Source organism: Altibacter lentus, assembly GCF_000746845.1.
GTDB lineage: Bacteria > Bacteroidota > Bacteroidia > Flavobacteriales > Flavobacteriaceae > Altibacter > Altibacter lentus.
Genome location: NZ_KN050846.1, coordinates 2,526,753 through 2,553,059, shown reverse-complemented (window position 1 = coordinate 2,553,059; position 26,307 = coordinate 2,526,753). Strand labels below are relative to the sequence as shown.

The window sequence follows — 26,307 nt, the reverse complement described above, 5'->3', positions numbered from 1 at the left end:
TCTTAGGGTTCCTTCCCAGTTTATTTTAAACTTTGTTTTAAGATACTGGGATGAAATTCATCAATGTTGCTGTCGTAAGGTTTTCGGTATTTCTCACACTTGGGATTCTGCTGGCTCATTTCTTTCCTAATTTTTCACGATATCTTATTTTCTTATCCCTTTTTTGCTTCGGAATGCTGGTTGTTCTGTGGTGGCGAGGAAGAAAGCAACTTATTCCCACTGTCCTTTTCGGAATAGCGACCTATTTCTGCTTCCTGCTCATTGGCTATGTGAACTACCAGCTACGGCAACCCAACGCCCAGCCGCGGCATTATTCTCATGTGGCCTCTCTAGATACAACGGCTCTCTTCACGCTAAAAGTTACGGCAATTCTGAAACCGGATCGATACAACCAAAAATACATTGCCGAAGTGACTGGATACAATAACCGGCATACATCGGGTAAGGTGCTCTTATCTGTTAAAAAGGACAGCACAGGCTCAAAATTCACTAGTGATGACCTGCTCTTGGTACACGCAGCACTTTCTGAAACTCCCGGGTCGCTCAACCCTTTTCAATTCGATTATGCAGCCTATCTTCGAACGTTGAAAGTGCATCATCAGTTCCGAATTGATTCCGAAGCAATTGTAAAAAGATCCAAAGGAGATTGGAGCCTTCGCGGAAGCGCCGAATCTATACGTGCACATATTATTTCAAAGCTAAAACAGACTTCTATAGGCGTTGAAGAACGCAGCATTCTCCAAGCACTGGTTCTTGGAGAGCGCAATGAGATTGACCCGGAACGTTATAAAGCCTATGCTGCCGCAGGCGCTATTCACATCCTTGCTGTTTCCGGATTACACGTGGGAATTCTTTTTCTACTTCTGTCGCAATTGTTATATCCCTTGTGTCGGTTGCCCCATGGTGCTTTAGTGCGCTCCATTCTTATTGTGTTGCTCCTTTGGGGATTTGCTTTGATCGCCGGAGCATCGCCATCTGTTGTTCGCGCCGTAAGCATGTTCAGTTTCTTCACCTTCGCACAAGCCAGCCGCCGTCCTACCAATTCGATAAATACCCTATTTCTTTCCTACATGGTATTGCTGCTTCTTGAGCCTCTATGGTTGTTTCACGTAGGATTCCAGCTTAGCTATCTCGCAGTTTTCTTTATCCTCTGGGTACAGCCCTTCCTCTTTAGATTAGTACATTGTAAGAACATTATCGCTAAAAAACTATGGGGGATCATCACCGTTACTTTAAGTGCCCAACTGGGTATCCTTCCCCTCAGTCTCTATTATTTCCATCAATTTCCCGGTTTATTTCTCCTTACCAATATCGTTATCCTACCTTTTTTAGCACTTTTACTGGCCGGCGGTATTGTAGTGATTGTTTGGACACTTATCGACGAAGTGCCCAAACTTGTTGCGGAAGGATATGCGACTGCGATCGAAACATTGAATGCCTTTGTGGATTGGGTTGCGGGCAAAGAGGATCTATTGTTTAGCAACATCCCTTTCTCTGAAACCCAGGTGCTTGCCGCGTATGTTCTTATAATTGTATGCATCCTATTGCTGAAGAAATGGAATGGCAAACGTGTAATTAAGGCACTGGCAGGAATACTGCTTTTTATTTGTGTTCTATTTTGGGAGAAACATCGTGCTTCACAACAACAACTTATTGTTTTTCAGAAGAACCGCCATAGTGTGATCGCATATTCGAATGCTTCGGAAATGGTGTTATACACAGAAGATACATCGCAGGGAATATCCAGTACCTTTCCCGTTAGTACCTATCGTGTAGGACGTAGAATTGATAGTGTTTCCGAAGCAATGATACCAAAACTGTTCGCTTTTAGAAAGCAAAAAATACTGGTCGTGGATAGTTTGGGGGTATATGGAGTAAAGGATCGCATCAACATTGTAATACTCACGCAAAGTCCGAAGCTCCATCTGGACCGTCTCATTGATTCGCTGCGGCCCGACTTGATTATTGCCGACGGCAGCAATTACACTTCTTACGTGAATCGCTGGAAAGCTACCTGCCAAAAAAGAAAGCTCCCCTTCTACCATACAGGTGCGAGAGGAGCTTTCATCTTGGAGTAGTAAAACACTTAACTAAAACACTACTCTAGAATGTGCCTTTAAAATTCTTTTGATATTTTTCCCACGCTTCGGCGGTGGTCAACGTGGCATAATCGTTGTTGGCGATCATTTTCAGGTATATCTCCAATTGCTGTGGTGTTTTATAGCCCGGAATCGCCTGAATCAACGTACCATCTTCTTTAAAAAAGACCAAACTCGGGTATCCCCTTAGTTTAAGCGCATCTGCAAAGAAATGAGTGGCGTTTCTCCCTTTTCTGTCTTCCTGATAATTAGGATTGGTATAAGTGAAATCCTGATAGGTGATCTCCTCTGTCCCTTCGCCGTTAAACTTCACAGCATAATAGTTATCATTGATGAACTTTATGACGTTCTTATCGCTAAATGTATTTTTGTCCAATAGCTTACAAGGTCCACACCACGTCGTGTAGACATCCATAAAGATCTTCTTGGGTTCTTTTTTCTGCGCAGCCAATGCTTCGTTCATGGTCATCCATTTGATGGATTGTGCACTTGCCGTTCCCACGACGAATACTAAAGCTACAAGTAATAAATGTCTCATTCTGTAATTTTTATTTCTGAAATAATTGTAACAAAAAACGTTCCACAAAAGAGGAACGTTTTTAGAGTGTTTCTATTGTGTTTAACGCACGCCGTGCATCAGTTTCTTTATAACGGGATATAGCAATGCCGAAAGAACTCCCAGTCCCACTGCTATGGCAGTAAGCAACCAGAAGAAATAACTGAGTCCTTCGGTTTCAGCAATCCCTTCAGACACCTCTCCGAAGACACCTGCTAACTTCATCCCAATGGCTACAGCCAAATACCAGATTCCAAACATCATAGCGATCATTCGTCCTGGAACCAGTTTACTTACATACGAAAGGGCTACAGGGGATATACAGAGTTCTCCCATAGTGTGGAAGAAATAGACAAGTATCAACCAGATCATACTAACTGCCGCTGTTTGGGCCCCTACGGGAATATCGGAAGCTCCTATGGCTACACATGCCATCCCAATCCCCAACAGAATCATTCCAAGGGCATATTTCATATTTGCGTTAGGGTTGTATTTACTTTCCCACCACTTAGAGAACAGCGGTGCAAAGGTGATGATAAAGAGAGAGTTCAAGACACCGAACCAAGATGCAGGTACTTCAGCAATTTCTTTTAAGAATTCAGTATATAACATCCACAGCGCGATACCCCAAATGATCACGAAACTGGTCGCCAGAAAAATATTGGAAACTGCGTATTTCGCAAAAGTCTTTTTGAACAACAACCATAATACCCATGTAATAATTCCTAGAGGTATCAATGTCATTAGCGAATTCACAATTTTAAAGATAAGCGCTGAATCTCCCTCCAACACTCGCTGGGTATAGTCATTCGCGAAGATGGTAAGAGAACCTGGAGCTTGTTCAAAAATTGCCCAGAAGAAAATCGTTATAAACGCAAAGAATACTACCGCCAGCATTCGGTCTCGCACGATACGGGTGTATTTTGGAATTCGAATAATTAACAAGAGAATAAATAGAAGAAGCGAGGTCAAGATCACAAAATTAGAACCATCCATTCCTAAAATATCAAACTCGAAAAGATTGTATGCACCTTCACTGATCTTTGCCACAGGATCATTAAGAATCCATGCCAGACCGAGTACGGCTGAAATAACAATTAAAGCCAATTGTAAGTTTGTAAAAGGATTAGGTTTAGACTCGTCCGTTTGCAGTTCTTCGATGAATTCTCCTTTCTTTTCTGGTTTAAGGCCAATCTTTCCGAAGATATTTCGAGCAAACCAGAACTGTAGAAGTCCGAATAACATGAAGATTCCCGCTACTCCAAAGCCCCAGCTCCAACCTACTTTTTCTCCTAGGTATCCGCACAGTAAAATTCCTAAAAAGGCTCCTGCATTCACTCCCATATAAAAAATGGTATAGGCACCGTCCTTTTTTTCCGGTCTGTCGACATACATTTCAGAAATGATAGACGTCATATTAGGTTTAAAGAACCCACTACCAAATACCAGTAAGGTCAATCCGGTATAGATGAAAAAAGGAACTTCAATGGCCATACAGGCATGCCCCAAGGTCATTAACAAAGCTCCAATCACTACTGCCCAACGATACCCAATTTTCTTGTCGGCCATGTATCCTCCCAATAAAGTGGATAGGTAGACCAATGAGGTGTAGGTACCAAAGATTGCAAAGGCGTGCTCACGTGGCCAGCCCCAACCGCCGTCCATCAAAGAGGCGGTAAAGAAAAGCACCAATAAAGCCCGCATCCCGTAATACGAGAAGCGTTCCCACATTTCAGTAAAAAAAAGTACGAACAAACCTGCCGGATGACCCAACACTTTGTCTTTGAATAGATTTTCAATATCTGTGTTCATATCGGAAAAATTTTAAAAGGATCTATTCGTTGATTTTTGGGTCAGCAAGTTCGTAGGGTTCTTGTTCCATAGTGTCCATTTTTCGTTCATTATCTTCGGCACCATGTGTAAGTTTTTCGAGTTTCTTTCTGAAAAGCATCACCAAGAAACCAAACGCAACACAAAATATTGCTATTCCCGTAAATATGGTATACTCTCCTAAACTCTCGGAAGCTTCACCCAAAAGACCTGCCAGTTTATTTCCAAAACCGGTCATTGCAAAGTAGACACCCATCATTAAAGAAGCGTACTTTAAAGGGGCTAATTTCGTAATATAGGAAAGGGCAACCGGTGAAATACACAGCTCTCCTACCGTATGGAATAGATACGCTAGTACCAACCAATACATAGCTGAGGCACCATCACTGTTAAATTCGGCTGCAGCAGCAGTCATGAAGAAGAATCCTGTTCCCATGATAATAAGTCCGATGATCATCTTAAATAGTGATGTAGACACTTTGCCTTTCAGTTTTCTGTTTGCCCAATATGCAGCGACACTGGTTCCTAAAAGAATAATAAACATGGCGTTGAGCGACTGGAACCATGAGGCGGGAACTTCCCAGCCCATAAACATCCTATCGGTCTTTTCCGAAGCATAAATATTCATAAGACCCCCTGCTTGTTCAAAGGCGCCCCAAAACACGATCACTAACAAGAAGGAAATGAACAAGACGACAACTCGATCCTTTTCGATCTTAGTTAGCGGGCGTTTCATCGCTTCTTTCTCTTCAATGTTTTCTGAAGTTCCGGAATAATTCCCTACATGTTTCAAATGTTTTTGACCTACTAAATACTGAATAAGTCCCAGTGCCATTCCAATTCCGGCTAATCCGAAGCCGTAATGCCAGCCATGAACTTCACCTACATATCCTACTATTAAACTTGACAAAAAGGCACCAATATTGATCCCAATATAGAAAATTGTAAAGCCTTTATCTCTTCTAATATCTCCTTGCTTATACAAGCCTCCCACCATGGTTGAAATGTTAGGCTTTAGCATGCCCACACCAGCGATAATCAATCCGAGTCCGCTATAGAATGCCCACATTTGTTCCACAGCTAAAATACTATGGCCTGCTACCAAAAGAATTCCCCCGTAGAGAACAGATTTCTTCTGACCTAAAAATTTATCGGCGATCCAACCACCCGGAATGGAAGCTACATACACTAACATCGTATACCATCCGTATAAGGCAAGTGCTTCACCGTTGCTCCAACCTAAACCGGCATTATCCCCAGTAGATTGTGCCACAAGATATAATACTAATATGGCTCGCATTCCGTAGTAAGAGAAACGCTCCCACATTTCAGTAAAGAAAAGCACGTACAGTCCTACCGGATGTCCAAATAATTGTTTTTGATTTTGGAGAGTTGTCGACATAGTATATTGTATTTAGTTACTATTTAAGTTGGTTGTTAATTACTTTTTTACCTCCATGAGGGTAGTTTTGGGCTCCCCCAAGGTCTCGTGGATAAATCGTGTCATTTTCTTATAAAGGTGCAAGCGTGTATTACCCCCGTAAATACCGTGGTTCTTATCGGGATAGATCGCCCAGTCGAAAGCTTTGTCTGCTTGTACAAGAGCCTCCACCAATCGCATGGTGTTTTGTACGTGTACATTGTCATCGGCACTGCCGTGCACCAAAAGGAAGTCTCCTTCTAACTTGTCTACATGCGAGATAGGTGAGTTCTCGTCATAGCCCGTAGGGTTCTCCTGCGGTGTTTGCATATAGCGCTCGGTATAGATGGTATCGTAAAAACGCCAGCTCGATACAGGTGCTACCGATATTGCCATAGAAAAGGTGTCGGCTGCCTGAAACAAACAATTGGCCGCCATAAAACCACCGTAACTCCATCCCCATATTCCAATGCGGTTGGCATCAATATATGGCAAAGCTCCTAATTTCTGCGCTGCTGCAATCTGATCCTGAACTTCATACTTCCCTAACTCCTTTTGTGTCATTTTTTTAAAATCCCGCCCTTTCAGTCCTGTTCCGCGACCATCTACACAAACAATTACGTAGCCTTGTTGGGCCAACATTTGGTGCCAATAATCGTTTGCACTCCCCCAGCTATTGGAGACATTTTGAGATCCCGGACCGGAATATTGATACATAAACAGCGGATACTCTTTGGATGCATCAAAATCCAAAGGCTTAATGGTGTACATATTGAGGTCGTACCCATTTACATTGATAGTAGAGAATTCCTTAGGTGAGGTCTTATAATCTGACACCACACTTTTTAATGCAGCATTATTCTTTATCTCCCGGATCACTTTTCCGTTTTTGGCATTATTAAGAGTGAACACATACGGAGTTTCGGCATTGGAGAACGTATTGATATAATAGGTGTAATTGGCGCTAAAGTCAGCACTGTTGGTGCCGGTACGGTCACTAAGACGCACCTTGTTCTTACCGGAACGCAATATGGAATACACATCGCGATTGATACTTCCATTCTCGGTACTTTGGTAATAGATACGACCTGTACTTTGATCGAACCCATAGTAATTGGTCACTTCCCATTTACCATCGGTGATTTGGTTAATAAGTGTGCCGTTCTTATCGTAATGATAGATATGGTTCCACCCGTTCTTCTCACTGGTCCATATAAAACTGTTATCGTTTAGAAAAGTGAGGTTGTCGGTAACATCAACATAGGCTGCATCTGTCTCTTGGTAGATGCGTTTTGCGGAAGTATCCTTCGCATTTACAAAGATCAAGTCTAGTTCATTCTGGTGTCTATTGGTCGTTTGCACACTTAAAACATTAGGGTCTTGTGTCCAAAGGATTCGTGGGATGTAATAATTGTTAAATGCTGAAAGATCCACATGGCTAGTGGCTTTGGTGGAAAGATCGTACATTTTCAAAGAAACCTTAGCATTGGCCTCACCTGCTTTTGGGTATTTAAAGACCTGTTGTGTTTGGTATAGGTCTTCACCATACATATCCATTGAAAATTCCGGCACATCGGTTTCGTCGAATCGAATAAAAGCGATCATTGACCCCGTAGCATTCCAGTCGAAGGCACGAACAAACGCAAATTCCTCCTCATACACCCAATCGGTGATACCATTGATAATGGAATTCTTTTTGCCATCGGTAGTGATCTGTACTTCTTCTCCGGTAGTAAGATCCTTGTAGTACAAATTATTCGAATACCCGTAGGCTAATTTAGAACCATCGGGACTAAAGGTGGGCTCCTGTATCTTGTTGGGTGACGCTAACGTAAGTGTCTTCTTGTCGAGATCATAAATAAAATACGTCCCTAAAGAAGAACGGCGGTAGATCTGCTCTAATTGAGCTGCCAAAAGCACTTTAGATTCGTCTTGACTGAACTCGTACGAGATAATATATTCAATACCGGGTAATTCGCTGGTATTGACCAGTGTACGCACCTTATCCCCGCTTTTGTAGTCGTAGACATCTATGGTAGAGGCCTTCGCCGTGCGGTCGTAATTTAAAACCGAGTATTCCTTTCCGTTGTTCAACGAACGTAATACGTCGAGGCGTTCTGCCCGAAAAGTACCTCCCCAAATGTCTTCTAATGAAATTTCTTTTTGTTGTGCTATACTTGTAGAAATTGCTGCAATGAACAGCATGAGCACCTTCACTGAAAATAGTCGCTTCAAAGTGTTAAAATTTTGTTAGGCCAAGTTTACTAAATTTTAACGAAAAATGGGCAGTTTTTTTGTTAAATACAGTGTATTTGTTAGTAAGTAAGCCGCTAAAAGGTTCATCATAAATAGTATCTTTGTGTTTTCAACAGTAATTCTATGGCGAATCCAGTTTCCGGATTTTCAAAAAAATCGAAGACAGAAAAAATTGAATGGCTGGCAGCAAATTACCTGACCGATCGGCCGGACGCTGTTGCTCTTTTAAAAAATTATTGGAACGATGATTCCGCTGTACAACGACTTCATGACGATTTTATAGAGAACACCCTCAGCAATTATTATCTGCCGTTCGGGGTGGCACCAAATTTCTTAATCAACAATACATTGTATGCCCTGCCCATGGTCATTGAAGAAAGTTCGGTGGTGGCTGCGGCGAGCAATGCTGCTAAATTCTGGCTGTCGCGCGGGGGATTCAATGCCGAAGTGATCGCGACTCAAAAGAACGGACAGGTTCACATTAATTTCTTCGGAAAAAGTGACCATATCTCGGCTTTCTTTTCTGAAATCTATCCGAAACTGATCGCAACTATCGAGTCCCTTCAGAAAAATATGAAGAAGCGGGGCGGCGGACTTACCCATCTCGAATTACAAGACCATACTGAAACACTGGACGGGTATTACCAATTACACGCCACTTTTGAAACCCTGGATGCCATGGGGGCCAATTTTATAAACAGTTGTCTGGAAGCCATCGCTCATACCTTCGAGACCGAAGCTAAAAACTATCCTTCTTTTCAGCATACAGCCTCCTACCCCGAAGTGGTGCTAAGCATACTATCCAACTATGTCCCGGAATGTTTGGTACGTGCCCAAGTGAGCTGTGCTGTGGATGATCTGTCCGACAAGCACATGGAAGGTCATGTGTTCGCTAAAAAGTTTGTGCGAGCCATCGCTATAGCCAATGCCGAAAAAAGACGCGCGGTCACCCACAATAAAGGGATCATGAACGGCGTCGATGCCTTGATCCTCGCCACCGGTAACGATTTCCGGGCGGTGGAAGCGGGGGTGCATGCATACGCAGCAAGGGACGGAGCCTACCGAAGCCTCACACATGCTAAGGTAGAAGATGGGATATTCACTTTTTGGATCGAACTCCCTTTGGCTCTCGGAACCGTTGGCGGTCTTACGTCCCTGCATCCAATGGTGCAATTGGCTTTCGATATTTTACAAAAACCCAATGCTCAACGACTCATGGAGATCGTAGCTGTTGCCGGACTGGCACAAAATTTTGCGGCCATACGGTCACTTGTTACCACCGGAATTCAAAAAGGGCACATGAAAATGCACTTGATGAACATCCTGAATCAATTTCAAGCCACCGATACTGAAAAACAAAAAGCGATCGCCCACTTTAAGGAACATACCGTTTCACATAGTGCGGTAGTAGCATTTATAGATACACTTCGCTCATAACCATTGGAAAGGACATTCTACAGCAACGGAAAATTATTGTTAACGGGCGAGTACGTCGTGCTGGACGGCGCAACTGCATTGGCCTTCCCCACCCGTTACGGACAGTCGCTTACCGTAGAGACCGGCGATGAGCAAGGCCTCCATTGGTCTAGTCTGGATCCGGACGGGAGCCAGTGGTTTGAGACCTTTTTATCGTTTGACAACGGCAGGTTACAACCTAAAGGCAGCGATCCCGTTTCACAAACACTGGCGTCCATATTAAATGCTGCGCTCGAATTGCAACCGCAATTTATAGCGCCGCATGCAAGCATTCGTGTGACCACTGCTTTAGATTTTCGGCGGGACTGGGGTTTGGGAAGTTCTTCTACCCTTATCGCTAATATTGCTGCATGGGCACAGATAGATCCATTTCTTTTGCTGGAAAACAGCTTTGGAGGCAGTGGTTACGATATTGCTGCCGCATTAAGCAATTCTCCTTTTCTTTATGAACGTTTTGCCGCTAAACCTACCTACAGGCCTGTCCATCTTCCCTGGGAGTTCAAAGCGCAGTTGTTTTTTGTCCATCTCAATCAAAAGCAAGACAGCAAAGCCGGGATTCGACGTTACGAAAAAGCTTCAGTAGCTCCCCAAATGCTTCGGAAAATTAGTGATATAAGCAACAAATTATTGCTTTGTTATTCTCTGTCAGATTTTGAAGCACTACTGGAAGCGCACGAGACCATCATTTCAGAAATCATTCAACTACCCACTGTGAAAGCGTCACGCTTCACCGATTATCCCAATACCGTGAAAAGCCTGGGAGCCTGGGGTGGTGATTTTATTTTGGCCACCGGAACCGAGAATGACCAAGCTTATTTCAGAAAAAAGGGATATACAACACTTATCCCCTTTACTGAAATGATCCTATAAAAAAAGCCCCGCAGTCGCGAGGCTTTATAATATCTATTTAAGATACGATTAATAGAATGTAGCTCTATAATCTTCGATCTCGGCGGCGCTTTTCAACGCGTTATACACTTTCGAGTTGATGGCCGGAACTTCTTTCGCATTCAACTGATTTGCAAAAGAGGCATAATTATCCAGCTCGGGTGCCTTGTTCAACGCCAATACTTTTACTTTGAATACTCCGGTCTCGCCGTCAATAAGTTTTGTGGTCTCACCGGCTTTTGTTCCAAAGGCCGCTCCCACCACCTTAGGTTCTGTTCCGGCATCGGCTATAGTTGGGTTTGCCATGGTCACTGCCGTTGCATTCTTTACGGTCACATTTTGACTGCTAGCGATGTCCTGAAGCGTTGTTCCTGTGATAGAAGCACGGATCTTATCGGCTTTTTTCTGTTTTCTAAGGATGGGTGTCACCTTTGCAGAAGCTTCGGCTACGCTCATCAATCCCTTTTCATTCTTACGAGTGAGTTGTGCGATGACATATCCTTCCGGCACATTGAAACGTTTCACGTCTCCAACATTTGTCTCCTCATCGAATGCCCAAGTGACGATGCTGCGATTGCTTCCCAATCCGGGAATATTCGCATCCAGTTCTCCAATTTTGTTTACCGGTTTCACCGTCTTGTTATCGGCTGCGGCTACTTCGGCGAAATCACCTTTTTGTGCATCCAATTCGAATGTGGTCGCTTTCGAGAAAATATCGTTAATGGTCTTTTCTGAAGGCTCGATCTCTCTGGAAATGGTCGCCAGCTTCACAGCTTTTTGAGTGTTCTTCTGATTTTCGATCTCGATCACATGATACCCGAACTGTGTTTTAACCACACCCATATCGCCCGTATTGTTCTCAAAGGTAAAGTCTCTAAACTCGGGAACCATGGCTCCATAGGTAAAATTCTCGTACTTCCCGCCTTTCGCTATACTTCCGCTGTCTGAAGAATATTGGGTTACCAGATCTACAAATTTAGAACGATCTGCCCTTACCACACGCAAAAGACTGTCGGCTGTTGCTTTCGCTTGCTCATCGGTTCTGGCAATACTGTCGGTTGGATTCATTCCTGTTGGAATAAGGATATGTCGTGCAGAAACCGTATCGGGTAATTGACGCATCCCGATGACTTTGGTAAGATTCAAGCTATTCTCAATTTCATAAGGTCCGAAGATATCTCCCACATTCATAGCGAAAACTGTATCGCGGATCACTTCGGGTAATTCGTTCTTGAACCAATAGGTATCCTCGAAGTTCACATCGGAACTTGCATTCACGAATTCTTCGTTATTGGTAGTTTTTCTGAATCCCAGGATGGTGTCATTGGCTTTGGTTACCGTGTTATATTCAACACTGTCTTCCAATAGCGCCATGATATCTGCTTTTGCCGCATCCAGATCCTCTTTTGAAGGTTCTTCGGTATAGGTCACATACTGAATGTCTGCCATTGCCTCTACCTCATACTCTTTTGGGTGTTTTTTTATGTAGGCCGCGATCTCAGACTCACTTACGGGAACATCTTCATCTGCGATACTTGAATAAGGTACTTGCACGAACTGAATATTGACCTTATCGTTCTCAAAACGGTATTGGTTCTCCCCTTCGGCCAGGGTTGCGATCAATCCGCTCTTTACCATATTTAAATAGGTGGTCTCGAGTGCTGCTACTTTTGTATTCTCCACATATTCCAACCACTGCTCGTAGGCAACCGGATTATTGGCACGTACATCGGCGATGTATTCTTGTAATTTTGCCTGACTGAACTGTCCCGCTTCATTTTGAAAAGTAGGGTTAGTCGCTAAAAATTTAGCCAAGGATGCATTGGTTAGTTCGGTTTCGGCGGTTAGACCGATCTCTTCGTATTGTTGTTGTAACAGCAAACGACGCAATTCACGATCCCAAACAATGTTCATCGCTTGGTTGGCACCGGCATTAGGCCCAAGTCCTCGCTGTGTATTTTCTACCTGCTCCATGAATTCCTGACGTGAGATATCTTCTCCATTCACAGTTGCGACGGTTGTTTGACCTTTTTCTGTACCAAGCCCACCATTACGTATCACATCTGCCAATACAAAGGAGAAAAGCGCAAGCGCTATAATTACAATAAGGAATACTCCTCTTTTTCTAATACTATTTAAAACTGCCATCTGTCGTTCAAATTTATTTTTCTGCGCACCGAATCCATCGGTTTATAAAAAATATGTTAGTCCTGTTTGTTACCTCACAACCAATTGTAAGGATGAAGTTTAGGAAAGCACTTCATTTAATTTAGGGGGCGAAAATACCATTTTCCCTTCATTTATGAAAGATTCCTTTTGAAAAAAATTAAGAAAAAAGAAGAATCTAATCTTCGAGCTTCACTTTAAGCTCTACGAGCTCGATCTTGGTATTGGAGACTTCAAGAATACGGAAGAGGTAGTCCCCCATTTCCACCATTTCGTCCTTATCCGGGATCTCTTCGGTGTGGTTAACGATCATCCCTCCCAAAGTTTCATAGTTCTCACTTTCAGGCAGATCAAGTTTATAGGTTTCGTTTAGATAATCTACCTCCAGGCGGGCCGAGAATTTAAAGTGTTCATCCCCCAACATCTCTTCAATAAGGGCCACAGAGTCATGCTCATCTTCGATCTCCCCAAAGAGCTCTTCAATAATATCCTCTACCGTCATAATCCCTGATGTACCGCCGTACTCATCGATCACCACAGCAATACTCTTTCGTTTTTTACTTAAAATATTAAGTACATCTTTGGCATGCATGGTTTCCGGAACGAATACCACGGGCATCAATACTTTATTGAGGTTGGCCGGCTTCTTGAAAAGCTCGAAAGAATGGACATACCCCAAAATATCATCGATATTATCCTTGTAGATCAATATTTTAGAGAGTCCGGTTTCGGTAAATATCTTACTTAGCTCTTTAGGTGTCGTGTCTATATCCACAGCCACCACTTCGGTGCGCGGGATCATCACTTCTCTTGATTTTACTTCGGAAAAATCCAATGCATTTTGAAAGATCTGAATCTCGGTATCTATCTCTTCGGAAGTTTCGGTGGTTTCCATTTGCTCGCTAATGTAATTACCAAGCTCAATTTTACTGAAGGTAAGTTGAATGGTATCGCCCTGTGTTTTAAAGAAGAGCTTCAGCACCAGATCTGAGATCCAAATAATAAATTCAGAAATCACAGAAAACAAAACATAGAACAGGTAGGCAGGCACTGCAAATATTTTGACCAGGCTGTTGGCGTAGATCTGAAAGAACACTTTAGGAAGGAATTCGGCAGTAAGCAAAATGATTAAAGTGGAGATAATGGTTTGAACCAAAAGACCTGTAAAGCCTGCCAATGGGATATACTCCATCAAGAGATCACCCATATAAAACCCGTAGACCACTAATGCAATATTGTTCCCCACCAGCATGGTGGCAATGAACTTAGAAGGTCGTTTGGTGATCTTTTTTAAAACCCCTGCAAGGAAGTTGTTCTGCTTCTTTTCGATCTCAATATGGATCTTATTTGAGGAAACATAAGCGATCTCCATTCCTGAAAAGAATGCAGAAAGGATCAACATCACGACAATAATAAGGATCGATTCCATTAACGGTTTTGGTTGCGTTCTTCCATTTTCTTCCTAAACCTGCGCTTAAAGAAGAACATAAAAATAGCGACTACCACGAAGAAAGCAAATAGATAGGCTCTGTTCCTATTGTCGTTCCAGTTTTCATAAGCCACGTAAGCGGCAAAGATCGCCATGACAATATAAGCGTATTCAAAAAGACGGTAAATCTTAGTTCCCATTGGTTGTTTTTTGGTCAATTATTTGTACTCCTTGGTTTTTTCTGGACAAGAAGTTAGTGAAATCCTCATTAGAATCAAAGCGCGCACCGTCGTTATACGAGCCATCTTTGAGTTTCATTTGATACGGCTGATCTGTGAATACCCATTTATTCTTTTGGTCCCAATACAATTGATCGGCCTTTAGGATGGTGCTATCGCTTGTTACAAGCACTACATTTTTCCGCAAATCTACAATATTTGTTCCTTCAAACCGAATGGCATAGTCTGAGGTTACAGTACTTTTTTCATTTTTTTCATTCCAAAAGCGCACTTCAACACCTTCGGGAAATTCTTGATAGGGAAATTCGTAATTGGAATAATCATGCAGTAAAGGTGCCAGTAGGTTGGTCACTACTTTCCCGGAATCGGTATATTTAAGATCAATGTTCCTTCCTTCTGCAATGGGAGCACCATCGGTTAAACTAAGCTGCCTGATATTCTTGTAATTTCCCTCACACGCAAAAAGCGTGATGACAACCAAAGTTGCCATCACGCTTTTAATGCTATGTGATATAGGTTTCATGCTTATAAGTTTGGCACTCGAACGCTACCGCCAACCCAACAGTTGAAAGTGATCGTTTTTCCGGCCATACCTTCACTAAAGATATCGGTCTTTTGCGGTGCACGCTCACGGTAGCTGCTTGCTGTCGCTCTTGCAGTTCCGGCGATAGATGCATCCACACGGGCCGCCTTGTCTGCCATCTCTGCCGCTTTCCAGTAGATCGCTCTTTTCTCGAAGGTGGTGGTACCACAGTTATTTGCACTGGCAGCATACATATTAGCGATCTTCAAATATGCTATACCTGCTGAAGGCTTCGCTTCTACCATCTTCAAATAATAGGATCTCGCGCTTCCCAGACTTCCTTTTTGACGGAAGTTCTCTGCTATACTGTAATATACCTTAGCCTTGTCGCTTGGATTTGTCTCCAAATCGGCTGCCTGATTGAAATACTCCAAGGCCTTACTTGACTTATTATCCTTCTCGGCCAATTTACCTAAGTAATATGCAGACTTTGCTGAAGGCTCCAAGGTATGTAATTGTTGTACGAGTTTAAAGAACAACGGATCATCACAGTCTTTTGCGCTCAAACGACCTGCCGCTCGTTTTACCCAAGTAATATCATCTTTTTTAGCTTCAAAATCTTTGTTGTACAAAGGAACAAGGTTGGGACAATCGGCCAACTGACCTAATTTACCATCTACACTTCCCTTGACTTTTCCATACGCTTCCAAGTTCGTTTCATACGCCTTCATCAACTTTTCTTCTCTGTTGGTCAATTGCGTACCGGCTTCTTGCTTTTCAATAAGAGCGGTAAGTTTTTCAGCAAGCTGGCTTTCTTCCTTTTCGATCTTGGCATATTCAATATCATAAAGGTCGAAAACCTCTTGAAGGTCTAATTGCCCGTCATTATAAAGATCTACTGCCAATGAAAAATAGGTGTACAAGCTCTTCGGACTGGTAAAATTCTCTTCATCCTTAGTATACGCTTCTTCAAAAGCTTTATACTCCTCCATCTTCGTACCAATATTATTGTCGTACTTCACCTGAGCGATATCAGACAGTACATCTCCTTCCTTGGTTTTATCGGGAAAATACTTTAATCGTAGTTCGTACGATTTAATAAGGTCATCAACTTTACTTTTATCTCCTTTTTCAATAAAGTACTTGAACATTCGCTCTGCATACTGGTATGTAGCCAGACTAAATGTTGGACATTCCTTGATCACTTTTTCGTAATGAGGCAATGCTGCCTCGTAATTTTTTGCTTTGGCCGGTTCAGCAAATAGTGATAATGTAATATTACAGTCGTTTGGCGCCTGTGCCAATACCGTGCCCCCAAAAGTTATGGATAACGTGGCTAAAATTAAAAGTGCTTTCGTTTTCATAATGCTAGTGTTTACTTTTTTAATCATATAATCTTTTCTCAAACCACTTGTCGTTCAAAGACAAGCTTAGAAATGTGTTGAAGAAGTTTTCCTGTATCAATCCAAAGTCCTTGGTTCCACGTCTTCCGATCTCAAAACCAAGGTTCACATTCGAGAACAATCTTCCAACAGGTAATCCTACTCCAAAAGATATGCCAAACTCATTAATGTCCTGTCCGCTAATATTGATCCCTGTCTCTTCGAACCTAAATCCGGCACGATATACTACCCGCTCCCAATAATTACCAAGTGAGTTGTAGTTGGGAACATAAAACCCGCCTATTCTATATTTGGCGGCATCATTAAACTCTACAATGTCTATATCGAAGGTTCGATTGGTAAAATTACTTGTTTTTTGATCTGTGTATTCCAATCCTAAGAACCACTGCTTCGGTTTCCCAATTCCGGCTCCCAGCGTGAACTGTGAGGGAAAAGTGAAATTTGTATCGGCCACATCTATTTCTTCGGCATCGATCACGACTAACCCGCCATTTTCTCCCACAAGAATTGTGGAAACAGCACGACGATTTTCTGAAGTAAAGTCGGTTTCGGGTGTGTAGGTTACAAAACTGATCAGTTCTAAGTCCTCAGTCACCATGGTCTTGTATGAAGCACCTAAATTGAAGCTAAAACCAAGGAGGTCCGATTTATTGAATTCCCGGGTGGCATATTGTACACTGTCCTGTACACTAAATGCTGTATTCTCGATATTTCCAAAATTGTAGTTCACTTCAGCACCAATATTAAATTCTGGTGTGATTTTATAGGCTAAGGTAAAAAATGCTTTGTTGAGTCCGCCATTCCCTGAATATGTAGTCGTAGTGGCCCCGCTTGTCGAGGAAAGCTCATATCCTACGGAAGTGTAAGGAATCAACCCAAAACTGGCTCCGAACTTCCCCATTGGAATTCCTATGGCCAAGTAATCTAAGGAGGTCGTAGAGACTTTTCGGTTTTCGGTATCTGTACTAAGGGAGGTGTATTTGTGACTTGCTCCCAAAGAATAATTTACCAAACGCAGATCGGCGACACCTGCAGGGTTTTGAATATTTAAATGGATACTGTCTGAATACACACTTATTCCTCCCATGGCTCTATTCTCTGCCGTCCCTTTAAACTTTAAGGTTCCTATTCCGTAGAAAGAATACGGCGACGTGGTCCCTTCTTGGGCTACTGCAACACCTGTAATGAGTAAAAATACTGCAATGATGATTTGCTTCGTCATTAATCTTTGTTAAGTTCTAAAATGTAGTTTAAGCCCTCTAATAGAAAATTTGAGTTGGCAAAGATGTCATTTTTTAAGCTATCTCGCAAAAATTGCGTGTCTCCACCTGTTAAAATAATTGTTAAATCGCTGAATTTCTCAGAATACGCCTGTATAAATCCTTCTATTTCATGCAAAACACCATGGATCACCCCCGAGTGCATAGAGGTCGCAGTGGAATCGCCTATCAATTTCTTGGGCGTACTTGTATCCAACAACGGTAATTTTGCCGTAAACGTATGCATGGCCTTGTATCGCATCTCTATTCCGGGCGAGATCGCACCGCCCAGATACGTATTCTCAGCCGATAAGAAATCGTAGGTGATACAACTTCCGGCATCAATCACCAGTACGTTCTTTTTTGGAAACTTCCTGGCAGCAGCGCTTACCAGGGCGATTCGGTCCACGCCTAATGTTGTTGGCGTGCTGTACTTATTCGTATAGGGAAGGTGCGCATCGTGTGACAGCTCGAACACAGAAATGCGTTGTTTTAATTTTGCTTGCTGGTGTTCGCTCAACTGCCCTGCTGAAGCAATGATACAATGTTCTAAACCGGGATGCTTCTCGAAGGCATCTTGCAGTGTCTCTAAAAAATCCTTTTTCAAGCAGGTCTTTTTGAATTTCAATTGGGACCCATGAAATACTGCAAGCTTCACCAAGGTGTTTCCTACGTCAATTACTAAGTTCATTGGAAGGTTTAAGGGGTAAAAATACAACTTGTATGCGTAGTGTATTGTTAATAGCGTATTAAATTGAAATTCCCTTTCTATTTTTTTTCAATTAATGTTTTGGAAACGGCAAAATAGGGTTATATTTGCGCTCTCAATTAAGGTACCTTAGCTCAGTTGGTAGAGCAACGGACTGAAAATCCGTGTGTCCCTGGTTCGATTCCTGGAGGTACCACTTAAAACCCAAACGCACTGCGTTTGGGTTTTTTAGTTTTTAAAGTTCTGTTTCAATAGGCTGGAAAGAAAAAAAGAGAGCGTAAGTAAGGCAGTTTTATTTAAGCATTTTTTGCTCAATCTTCATTAGCAAGAATTCACTAAAAGCAAAAAACTTAAAGTGGTGCCTCCATATGTGAGGTGCCACACCCTCTATTTTTTGTATTTTTTTGCACAAAAAATAAGGGTAAGGCGCTCTATGCCAATAACCCGTAACGTGATAGCATTTTTTAGTTATCAATGCAGGGTTTAGATTTTTTGGTGAAGTATAAAAAGTTACCTCTTGATAGCTTTTAATATTCGTTCTTCACTTATCACTACATCTCTGAACAATAATTTATGAGGGAAAACTTGGTGCTTGGTGTTATTCCTAAAACCTAAAAGAATTTCATATAAAGTACTCGCAGTTATCAACGACAGATTCAAGTCGTATTCAAGTTCGCACTCACTAATGAAATCATCTGTAAATTCTGGCCCGATTAGTAATGATTTAACTACTGTATAATTGTTTTTATCAATAAGTTTATAGTAAGATTGAAGCTGTCTTGAAACTTGACTAAAATTATTATAACCTTTATCTTTCTTTGTTTTGCACTCAACCAATATCAATTCAGAATTACCAAGATTTAGGATGATATCTATTTTATCTTTCGATGTATTCATGGAAGCTTTTAGCTTTTCATCAATATCAAACCCCAACTCTTTAAAAATATCCTTAGTTATTTCTTCAAATTTTAATCCAATGCCTGCTTCCCCAATTTCAATTCCGTTTTCTTTTAGTACATTAAAATCTCGAAACGCAAGATTCGAATAATTTTCAATAAGCAGATTATCTAGATCCTTATAGCAATCTAGAATATTTAGTATTTCATCTCCTCTAGTTGAAACATTGAACTCTTTACAAAATTGCTGAATTTCATCCTTTTTCAATAACTCTAAAACATCTCTTGGCTTAATATTATAGTCAAGTAAATAATCTGAATCACAAACATTTTCTTCTTGAAGTTGAAACTCTTTTCTAAGTATAGAATTAATTTTTGGGAATGATTTTTTTAAATCAATTATTAACTTTTCATACCCCTCCTTTGAGATGCCGACCTTCTCATCCTCTTCTACATCTTCAAAATATTTTACCAAACTATCAATTTTTTCATCTAAAGTACTTCCTTTCAACCTCGGGGAAATATCTAATCCTTTATCACAGATTTCGTTTAAATATAATTTTCTGTCTGTCAAACTAACATCTTCCTTAAATATATCTTCAGAAAGTATTGAACGAATTCGAATTCCTTCATTAATGATTGCATTTACCTTTTCAGAAAAATTTTGCTTCCAATCAATATTATGTTTTCTACAGGCAATATTCAATAGTGGTTCACGGATTAATCGCAAAACTCTTCTATAATACTTATCCGCTACCTCTTTATTTCTAACTTTACGCAACAGCCTCACCATTTCGTCTGCAACATAAATCGTATTCGATTTTTTGGAATAGAAGATTACCCCTATATTCTTGAGGTATTCGATTATATCCAGCAATTCCAATTTTTTTAAAGGAAGAATTGTATAATTTACAAGTTTGATTTCTTCTTGGGATAAGTTTAGAGAGTTTGAAAGTGTTAATAGAATACTTAGTTCATCATCGGTAACCTTAGATTCTCGGTTGTTTATCAAATCATTATTATAGGCCGTTTCAAGGCAATTCTTATAGATAATATAATCTCTTTCTCTTTGAGGATCATAAGTGTGATTTTGAAGACTTTTGTTAAAATCTGCAACTTTTCTTTTCAACATTTTAATTTCTTCATCATAAAGTCGGGACAGCCAATCCGTTTTCATTATACAATTCCCATCTCTTATAAGTATATCAATTATAACATCGAGTTGATTAGTCGCATCTGAAAATTGAAACTCAATTTTACTTTTAAATTCTCCTTTTACAAGCGTGAAGATTTGGGCAACAACTTCACTATCTGCTTTTTTTAATTCTGTATCTCCTAAATTTAAAAGAGAGTTGATCTCCTTTTTGTTGACAGGTTCTTCATGAATAATATTGTCAATAATTTTGATAAAGGAATTTTTCTCTAACGATCCTAATTTTTCAAGAATTGAAACTAATTTCATATTGAATATTTAAAAATGGGTTTTCAGTAAAGCTCTATTATAAGGGGAGAGAAATGTAATAGAACCGGAAATAAAAATATACAATTTTTATGAATTAAACACTCTCTATCAATGTCCAATATTCCGTATCTTTAATGGTCATACACTATCCATACACTATCCATACACTATCCATACACTATCCATACACTATCCATACACTATCCATACACTATCCATACACTATCCATACACTATCCATACACTATCCATACACTATCCATACACTATCCATACACTATCCATACACTTCCTATCAATGAATCTACACCTCCATGCCAATGTTTCCACAAATTTTTACATTTGTAATTAACTAACAGCTGCTATGAAACATTTTTTTTGTGTCGCTTTGCTAACTGTATGTATAGGTTTCTCGACATCTGCTCAAATTGTAAATGTGGAATCCCTTCGGAAAGTGACCGATACTTCGGGATGGTCGGGCGCCGCCAGCCTTAATTTTGCCCTCAAACGAAACGTAAATGATTTCCTCACCATTTCCAACAACATTCACGTGCAGTATAAAATGAACGAACATCTGGTCTTGTTCAAGAACGATATCGAGTTTCAAAAGATCGAAGGTGCACGTTTAGAGAATTCCGGTATTTCACACATTCGGTATAATTACCGCTTCCACCCCCGTATTGCCTGGGAGGTCTTTACTCAGGGACAATACAATAAGGTCTCCTTGATCGATTTTCGAGGCTTGTTGGGTGCCGGTCCTCGTTTTAAACTTTCGAACTCTGAAAACTATAAGTTCTACCTGGGAACGTTGGCTATGTATGAGCACGAAGAAATTTCAGACGGTGTAACGCCCATACAGCGCACGCTTCGCGGCAGCCTGTATCTGTCCTTCAGTCTCTACCCCACCGAACGAATCAGCGTCGTGAGCACGACCTATTATCAGCCACGCATTTCACAATTCAGCGATTACCGCATTTCGAGTCAGTCTTCCTTATTGATCGATCTCTTTGCCAACTTTGCCTTTAAAACATCCTACACTTTTACCTACGACGCATTTCCGGCGGTAGGCATTCCAAATTCGCAATACGACTTCACTACAGGCATCACCTACTCCTTCGATTAATGTTGGATAATAATTGTAAGTTTTTTTATATAGTAAGACTACTTGTTTATATTTACGAAGTTGTAAAACCAGGTACTTTAATATTTCGTACTTATAATAAACACATCTATGGCAGCTAATAATTATTACGATCCGGCCGATCTGAGAAAATTTGGGAATATTACCGAATGGAGCGAAGAATTGGGAGCCAAATTTTTTGATTACTACGGAAAGGTTTTCGAAGAAGGTGCCCTTACCGCTCGGGAAAAATCATTGATCGCACTGGCTGTCGCACATACCGAACAATGTCCTTATTGCATTGATGCCTATACTAAAGACGGTTTGCAACGCGGTGTGACCAAACAAGAAATGATGGAAGCGATACACGTTGGTGCAGCCATAAAAAGTGGTGCCACCCTAGTCCATGGTGTCATGATGATGAACAAAGTGAATAAACTGGACGGATAAGCAGCTCCTATTCTATGTCGAAACTAAAGACCCAATCCCTACATAAACGCCACAGTGAACTTGCAGAAAGCAACAGGCAACTTGAGATCCTGTCGAACGGTATTTTTCAGGATGGCGAATTGCCCACCTTTGCGAAAAAGATCAAAGAAAGCGATCAGTTTCCATTACGCCCTAAAAAACTGGAGATCCTTCAGATCAATCTTGGGTATATGTGCAATCAGGTGTGCGAACACTGTCACGTAGACGCCGGCCCCGATCGTAAGGAGATCATGACCCGAGAGACCATGAAACAATGCTTGGAGGTCATCCAAAATACAGGAGCCCACACCTTGGATCTTACAGGAGGCGCCCCGGAAATGAACCCTGATTTTAGATGGTTCGTAGACGAGGCGAGCAAGGCAGGGATTAAAGATTTTATTGTTCGAAGCAACCTCACAATTCTTAGGGCAAACAAAAAATACTACGACCTTCCGCAGTTTTTTAAAGAACACAACGTACATGTCGTGAGCTCCATGCCACACTGGACACGCGGAAAGACCGATAAACAGCGTGGTGACGGCGTTTTCGATAAATCGATCAAAGCCTTGCAAGAATTAAATGCCATAGGGTACGGGATGCCAAACAGCGACCTTCGGCTGGATCTGGTGTACAATCCTAGTGGTGCATTCCTGCCGGGAGATCAAGCGAGCATGGAAAAAGACTTCAAAAAAGCCTTGCTCGAAGATTTTGATATCCGGTTCCACAACCTGTTTGCGATCACCAATTTGCCCATCGCCCGATTTCTGGATTATTTGATTGCTTCCGAAAACTATGAAGACTATATGTATCAATTGGTAGATGCGTATAATCCAGCTGCTGTACAGAATGTGATGTGCACCAACACCATTTCCATTAGCTGGGACGGGTGGTTGTACGACTGCGATTTCAATCAGATGCTCGGACTCAAAGTGGCAAGCAAGATAAAACACATAAAAGATTACAACGAAGAGATCCTTAACGATCGAAACATAATAATTTCGCAGCATTGTTACGGCTGTACGGCAGGTGCCGGAAGCAGCTGTCAAGGTGCCGTGACGAATTGACGGGTTTTGTAGACCAAAGATCTCATGAAAAAAATAAGCTACATTCTTCTGCTTTTAGTGACCTTTTCTGCGACCGCTCAGGAATCGCTGGATGCGTTGTTGAAACAATACAACACCCACAGTGTCCCTTATATTTCGGTAGAGGAACTGCGAAGGCTTCAGGTGAACGACACCGTAGTGATCCTGGACGCACGTGAAATTGCCGAATTTGGCGTGAGTCACATAGACAATGCGAGGTATGTGGGCTTTTCTACTTTTTCTTCGGAAGAAATTTCAGAAACGGTCACCAATAAAAATAGCCCTATCGTGGTGTATTGTTCCCTCGGAATCCGTTCCGAAGTGATCGCCGAAAAACTGAAGCATGCCGGATTTACCAATGTGAGGAATTTATATGGGGGCATCTTTGAATGGAAGAATAAAGGGTATACGGTGGTGGATTCTACACGTACCGAAACTGAAAATATCCATACATTTTCCAGAGTTTGGAGTAAATGGCTGACCAGGGGAAATAAGGTTTATTGATATGGGGGTGTTCACTACAAACGACAACAACAGTATGGATATGGAAACCGATTTTTGGTTCCCCACGTCAAAAAAAGCGTTGATCATTTTTACCAGAAATCCGGAACTTGGTAAATGCAAGACGCGATTGGCCGCCACTGTTGGTGACGAAGCAGCCCTTCGTATCTACAACTTCTTGTTGAACCACACCGTCTCCATCACGCAAGAGCTTCAAGTGGATAAGTTTGTATTCTATTCCAATGAGATCTGGAAGGACGATCTTTGGAAAACGAGACACTATCATAAGAAATTACAACGCGGGGAAGATCTTGGAGCGCGTATGATGCATGCCTTTCAAGAAATATTCGATAGTGGTTACAAGCAAGCCATTATTATTGGGAGTGATCTCTACGATCTCGACAGTGAAACAATAACACATGCCTTTAAAGCTTTGGATACGAGCGAAGTGGTCCTGGGACCTGCAGCAGATGGAGGATATTATCTATTAGGTTTAAAAAAGGTCATCCCCCAACTCTTCCGTAGTAAAGAATGGGGCACCGAGACGGTTCTAAAGGATACTCTAGCAGATCTTGTTGCCGAAGAGGTTGCCTTACTCCCTGAAAAGAACGACGTGGACCGATGGGAAGATATCGAACACCTTGCGATATTTCAGCAGTTTTTAACACCAGATCAGAAATCGATATAACATGACAACGTACATTCAACAATCGGTTGAGTATTTACAACAACGTGGCTTTGAAGCGCCGGAGATCGGAATCATTTTAGGAACCGGTTTGGGAAAATTGGTCGATCACCTCAACATCGAGAGCGAGGTGAGTTACAATCATATTCCTAACTTTCCAACAGCAACAGTAGAATTCCATAAAGGAAAACTTATCTACGGGACGTTGGGCGGAAAAAAGGTGATGGTCATGCAGGGGCGGTTCCATCTATATGAAGGGTATTCGTTACTGGATGTTACATTTCCCGTTCGGGTGATGTATCGTTTGGGTGTAAAAAAACTATTGGTGAGCAATGCCAGTGGTGCGATCAACCTTAATTTCAAAAAGGGTGAGATCATGCTCATTGACGACCATATCAACTTACAAGGCAGTTCCCCTCTTGCCTTTAATGGTGTTGAAAAATTAGGGGAACGTTTTGTGGACATGAGCGCTCCTTACGATGTAGACATGAATGCCAAGTTAGCATCGATCGCAAAAGATCACAACATTACTTTGCATAAAGGGGTATATGCCAGTGTGTTTGGACCGCAGTTAGAAACCCGTGCCGAATATCGATACCTGAAGATCATTGGTGCAGACGCCGTGGGCATGAGTACAGTCCCTGAAGTGATCGTAGCTAACCACCTGGGGCTGCCGGTTTCGGCAGTATCTGTATTAACGGACGAATGTGATCCGGATGACCTAAAACCTGTTGATATTGAAGAGATCATCGCTATGGCCGGAAAGGCAGAACCGAATATGATCACTCTTTTTACCGAATTGATAAAACGTTTATAATCCACGCACCTATGAGCTATTTAGATACTACACACGATGTTTATAAAGAAGCGGCCCTCACTCCGGATGTTGGCCTTTGCTGTACGACCAATCCAATATGGGAATTGCCCGGTTTGAAGATCCCTAAGATCATGCAAGAAATGAACTACGGTTGCGGAAGCACGGTACATGCCCGCGATCTTACCAACAATCCGCGAATGCTCTATGTAGGGGTTGGCGGCGGGATGGAATTATTGCAATTTGCTTATTTCAATCGGCAAAAAGGCGGCGTAGTGGGTGTAGATGTAGTAGATGAAATGCTGGAAGCCTCCAGAAAGAACTTTTCAGAAGCCGAAGCGCTCAATCCGTGGTTCAAGAGCGAGTTCGTAGACCTTAAAAAAGGGGATGCCCTCCATTTGCCGGTGAAAGACAATTCCATTGATGTGGCGGCACAAAATTGTTTGTTCAATATCTTTAAAGCCGAAGACCTTAAACGTGCCATTGCCGAAATGTATCGGGTGCTGAAGCCACACGGCCGACTCGTAATGAGCGATCCCACTTGCGAGCAACCTATGAACGACACGCTTCGGAACGATGACCGCTTACGGGCCTTATGTCTAAGCGGAAGTCTATCCATCGCCGAATATGTGAAGGCCCTCACCGATGCCGGATTCGGAACTATAGAGATCCGTGCACGAAAACCGTACCGTATCCTTGACCCGAAGCATTATCCAACCGAGGAACTCATTTACATCGAATCTATTGAAGTAGCAGCGATCAAAGATCCTATGCCGGAAGACGGCCCCTGTATCTTTACCGGAAAGGCGGCTATCTTCTATGGTGAAGAGGCTTATTTTGACGATAAGAAAGGGCACGTCTTACTGAAGAACCAGCCCATTGCCATTTGCGACAAGACCGCTGCAGCTCTTCAAGCCTTAGGCCGAGATGATATCTTTATAAGTGAGTCTACCTTTCATTATGATGGAGGCGGGTGTTGTTAAACACAATCTTGAGAAAACACCGAAACCGAAAGAAAGATTCCTT

The 26,307-nt window shown here is 41.8% G+C and carries 22 protein-coding genes and 1 tRNA gene; 11 read left to right on the top strand and 12 right to left on the bottom strand.

Annotated elements, in window-relative coordinates; translation table 11 throughout:
* Positions 1 to 50: 50 nt before the first annotated feature.
* Positions 51 to 2,078, top strand: a complete 2,028-nt coding sequence (locus tag JS40_RS11845) for a ComEC/Rec2 family competence protein (protein WP_051957581.1) — start codon at positions 51 to 53, stop codon at positions 2,076 to 2,078.
* A 25-nt stretch (positions 2,079 to 2,103) separates the two neighbouring features.
* On the opposite strand, the gene JS40_RS11840 is transcribed toward JS40_RS11845, so the two are convergent.
* From JS40_RS11840 to JS40_RS11825, 4 genes are all read right to left on the bottom strand, one after another.
* Positions 2,104 to 2,637 carry a thioredoxin family protein gene (locus tag JS40_RS11840; RefSeq protein ID WP_034260849.1) on the bottom strand — a complete coding sequence of 178 codons (534 nt, stop codon included), beginning with the start codon at positions 2,635 to 2,637 and terminating at the stop codon, positions 2,104 to 2,106.
* 81 nt (positions 2,638 to 2,718) lie between these two features.
* Positions 2,719 to 4,467, bottom strand: a complete 1,749-nt coding sequence (locus tag JS40_RS11835; protein ID WP_034260847.1) for a peptide MFS transporter — start codon at positions 4,465 to 4,467, stop codon at positions 2,719 to 2,721.
* Between the two features lie 22 nt (positions 4,468 to 4,489).
* The gene (locus JS40_RS11830; RefSeq protein WP_034260845.1) at positions 4,490 to 5,887 is read right to left on the bottom strand and encodes a peptide MFS transporter; all 1,398 of its coding nucleotides are present in this window, start codon (positions 5,885 to 5,887) and stop codon (positions 4,490 to 4,492) included.
* Between the two features lie 39 nt (positions 5,888 to 5,926).
* Positions 5,927 to 8,110, bottom strand: a complete 2,184-nt coding sequence (locus JS40_RS11825) for a S9 family peptidase (RefSeq protein ID WP_034260843.1) — start codon at positions 8,108 to 8,110, stop codon at positions 5,927 to 5,929.
* A 174-nt stretch (positions 8,111 to 8,284) separates the two neighbouring features.
* Between JS40_RS11825 and JS40_RS11820 the strand changes: the two genes are divergently transcribed.
* The gene (locus tag JS40_RS11820; protein ID WP_034260841.1) at positions 8,285 to 9,598 is read left to right on the top strand and encodes a hydroxymethylglutaryl-CoA reductase, degradative; all 1,314 of its coding nucleotides are present in this window, start codon (positions 8,285 to 8,287) and stop codon (positions 9,596 to 9,598) included.
* 3 nt (positions 9,599 to 9,601) lie between these two features.
* Complete coding sequence (locus tag JS40_RS11815; RefSeq protein ID WP_034260839.1) at positions 9,602 to 10,507, top strand: GYDIA family GHMP kinase; 906 nt, start codon at positions 9,602 to 9,604, stop codon at positions 10,505 to 10,507.
* 48 nt (positions 10,508 to 10,555) lie between these two features.
* On the opposite strand, the gene JS40_RS11810 is transcribed toward JS40_RS11815, so the two are convergent.
* From JS40_RS11810 to JS40_RS11780, 7 genes are all read right to left on the bottom strand, one after another.
* Complete coding sequence (locus JS40_RS11810) at positions 10,556 to 12,673, bottom strand: peptidylprolyl isomerase (RefSeq protein WP_034260837.1); 2,118 nt, start codon at positions 12,671 to 12,673, stop codon at positions 10,556 to 10,558.
* Positions 12,674 to 12,869: 196 nt separating this feature from the next.
* The gene (locus JS40_RS11805) at positions 12,870 to 14,120 is read right to left on the bottom strand and encodes a hemolysin family protein (RefSeq protein ID WP_034260835.1); all 1,251 of its coding nucleotides are present in this window, start codon (positions 14,118 to 14,120) and stop codon (positions 12,870 to 12,872) included.
* A complete protein-coding gene (locus JS40_RS11800; protein ID WP_034260832.1) occupies positions 14,120 to 14,320 on the bottom strand; it encodes a hypothetical protein in 201 nt (66 codons plus the stop codon). The genes JS40_RS11805 and JS40_RS11800 overlap by 1 nt, the downstream gene beginning before the upstream one ends.
* The gene (gene lptC, locus JS40_RS11795; protein ID WP_034260830.1) at positions 14,310 to 14,882 is read right to left on the bottom strand and encodes an LPS export ABC transporter periplasmic protein LptC; all 573 of its coding nucleotides are present in this window, start codon (positions 14,880 to 14,882) and stop codon (positions 14,310 to 14,312) included. Before lptC ends, JS40_RS11800 begins: the two co-directional genes overlap by 11 nt.
* A gap of 2 nt (positions 14,883 to 14,884) precedes the next feature.
* Entirely contained in the window at positions 14,885 to 16,246 is a 1,362-nt protein-coding gene (locus JS40_RS11790; protein WP_034262438.1) for a tetratricopeptide repeat protein, read from the bottom strand.
* Between the two features lie 19 nt (positions 16,247 to 16,265).
* Entirely contained in the window at positions 16,266 to 17,507 is a 1,242-nt protein-coding gene (locus tag JS40_RS11785; RefSeq protein ID WP_034260827.1) for a BamG family beta-barrel-assembly machinery protein, read from the bottom strand.
* Positions 17,507 to 18,235, bottom strand: coding sequence for a type III pantothenate kinase (locus tag JS40_RS11780; protein WP_034260825.1), 729 nt, complete (start codon positions 18,233 to 18,235; stop codon positions 17,507 to 17,509). Before JS40_RS11780 ends, JS40_RS11785 begins: the two co-directional genes overlap by 1 nt.
* Before the next feature lie 141 nt (positions 18,236 to 18,376).
* Here JS40_RS11780 and JS40_RS11775 point away from each other — a divergent pair.
* Positions 18,377 to 18,449: transfer RNA gene (locus tag JS40_RS11775), tRNA-Phe, on the top strand.
* A 314-nt stretch (positions 18,450 to 18,763) separates the two neighbouring features.
* Here the strand turns inward: JS40_RS11775 and JS40_RS11765 are convergent.
* Entirely contained in the window at positions 18,764 to 20,611 is a 1,848-nt protein-coding gene (locus JS40_RS11765; RefSeq protein WP_034260821.1) for a restriction endonuclease, read from the bottom strand.
* Between the two features lie 364 nt (positions 20,612 to 20,975).
* Between JS40_RS11765 and JS40_RS11760 the strand changes: the two genes are divergently transcribed.
* The 7 genes from JS40_RS11760 to arsM all read left to right on the top strand — a co-directional run bounded on the left by JS40_RS11760 (position 20,976) and on the right by arsM (position 26,264).
* Complete coding sequence (locus tag JS40_RS11760; RefSeq protein ID WP_034260820.1) at positions 20,976 to 21,734, top strand: DUF481 domain-containing protein; 759 nt, start codon at positions 20,976 to 20,978, stop codon at positions 21,732 to 21,734.
* Positions 21,735 to 21,842: 108 nt separating this feature from the next.
* Positions 21,843 to 22,181, top strand: coding sequence for an arsenosugar biosynthesis-associated peroxidase-like protein (locus JS40_RS11755; RefSeq protein ID WP_034260818.1), 339 nt, complete (start codon positions 21,843 to 21,845; stop codon positions 22,179 to 22,181).
* Between the two features lie 14 nt (positions 22,182 to 22,195).
* Positions 22,196 to 23,263 carry an arsenosugar biosynthesis radical SAM (seleno)protein ArsS gene (gene arsS, locus JS40_RS11750; RefSeq protein WP_034260816.1) on the top strand — a complete coding sequence of 356 codons (1,068 nt, stop codon included), beginning with the start codon at positions 22,196 to 22,198 and terminating at the stop codon, positions 23,261 to 23,263.
* A gap of 24 nt (positions 23,264 to 23,287) precedes the next feature.
* Positions 23,288 to 23,785 carry a rhodanese-like domain-containing protein gene (locus tag JS40_RS11745; protein WP_034260814.1) on the top strand — a complete coding sequence of 166 codons (498 nt, stop codon included), beginning with the start codon at positions 23,288 to 23,290 and terminating at the stop codon, positions 23,783 to 23,785.
* A 1-nt stretch (position 23,786) separates the two neighbouring features.
* Complete coding sequence (locus tag JS40_RS11740) at positions 23,787 to 24,470, top strand: TIGR04282 family arsenosugar biosynthesis glycosyltransferase (RefSeq protein ID WP_034260812.1); 684 nt, start codon at positions 23,787 to 23,789, stop codon at positions 24,468 to 24,470.
* A gap of 1 nt (position 24,471) precedes the next feature.
* Positions 24,472 to 25,284 (top strand): purine-nucleoside phosphorylase, encoded by an 813-nt coding sequence (locus JS40_RS11735; protein ID WP_034260810.1) that lies wholly within the window; start codon positions 24,472 to 24,474, stop codon positions 25,282 to 25,284.
* Between the two features lie 11 nt (positions 25,285 to 25,295).
* Positions 25,296 to 26,264, top strand: coding sequence for an arsenosugar biosynthesis arsenite methyltransferase ArsM (arsM, locus tag JS40_RS11730; RefSeq protein WP_034260808.1), 969 nt, complete (start codon positions 25,296 to 25,298; stop codon positions 26,262 to 26,264).
* Positions 26,265 to 26,307 lie beyond the last annotated feature (43 nt).

Bases quoted from the DNA above. Each gene is read 5' to 3' on its own strand.
- JS40_RS11800 (WP_034260832.1), bottom strand. From the start codon at position 14,320: ATGGGAACTAAGATTTACCGTCTTTTTGAATACGCTTATATTGTCATG.
- arsM (WP_034260808.1), top strand. From the start codon at position 25,296: ATGAGCTATTTAGATACTACACACGATGTTTATAAAGAAGCGGCCCTC.
- arsS (WP_034260816.1), top strand. From the start codon at position 22,196: ATGTCGAAACTAAAGACCCAATCCCTACATAAACGCCACAGTGAACTT.
- JS40_RS11745 (WP_034260814.1), top strand. From the start codon at position 23,288: ATGAAAAAAATAAGCTACATTCTTCTGCTTTTAGTGACCTTTTCTGCG.
- JS40_RS11790 (WP_034262438.1), bottom strand. From the start codon at position 16,246: ATGAAAACGAAAGCACTTTTAATTTTAGCCACGTTATCCATAACTTTT.
- lptC (WP_034260830.1), bottom strand. From the start codon at position 14,882: ATGAAACCTATATCACATAGCATTAAAAGCGTGATGGCAACTTTGGTT.
- JS40_RS11765 (WP_034260821.1), bottom strand. From the start codon at position 20,611: ATGAAATTAGTTTCAATTCTTGAAAAATTAGGATCGTTAGAGAAAAAT.
- JS40_RS11835 (WP_034260847.1), bottom strand. From the start codon at position 4,467: ATGAACACAGATATTGAAAATCTATTCAAAGACAAAGTGTTGGGTCAT.
- JS40_RS11810 (WP_034260837.1), bottom strand. From the start codon at position 12,673: ATGGCAGTTTTAAATAGTATTAGAAAAAGAGGAGTATTCCTTATTGTA.
- JS40_RS11820 (WP_034260841.1), top strand. From the start codon at position 8,285: ATGGCGAATCCAGTTTCCGGATTTTCAAAAAAATCGAAGACAGAAAAA.
- JS40_RS11830 (WP_034260845.1), bottom strand. From the start codon at position 5,887: ATGTCGACAACTCTCCAAAATCAAAAACAATTATTTGGACATCCGGTA.
- JS40_RS11805 (WP_034260835.1), bottom strand. From the start codon at position 14,120: ATGGAATCGATCCTTATTATTGTCGTGATGTTGATCCTTTCTGCATTC.
- JS40_RS11755 (WP_034260818.1), top strand. From the start codon at position 21,843: ATGGCAGCTAATAATTATTACGATCCGGCCGATCTGAGAAAATTTGGG.
- JS40_RS11780 (WP_034260825.1), bottom strand. From the start codon at position 18,235: ATGAACTTAGTAATTGACGTAGGAAACACCTTGGTGAAGCTTGCAGTA.
- JS40_RS11760 (WP_034260820.1), top strand. From the start codon at position 20,976: ATGAAACATTTTTTTTGTGTCGCTTTGCTAACTGTATGTATAGGTTTC.
- JS40_RS11785 (WP_034260827.1), bottom strand. From the start codon at position 17,507: ATGACGAAGCAAATCATCATTGCAGTATTTTTACTCATTACAGGTGTT.
- JS40_RS11845 (WP_051957581.1), top strand. From the start codon at position 51: ATGAAATTCATCAATGTTGCTGTCGTAAGGTTTTCGGTATTTCTCACA.
- JS40_RS11840 (WP_034260849.1), bottom strand. From the start codon at position 2,637: ATGAGACATTTATTACTTGTAGCTTTAGTATTCGTCGTGGGAACGGCA.
- JS40_RS11735 (WP_034260810.1), top strand. From the start codon at position 24,472: ATGACAACGTACATTCAACAATCGGTTGAGTATTTACAACAACGTGGC.
- JS40_RS11825 (WP_034260843.1), bottom strand. From the start codon at position 8,110: ATGCTGTTCATTGCAGCAATTTCTACAAGTATAGCACAACAAAAAGAA.
- JS40_RS11740 (WP_034260812.1), top strand. From the start codon at position 23,787: ATGGGGGTGTTCACTACAAACGACAACAACAGTATGGATATGGAAACC.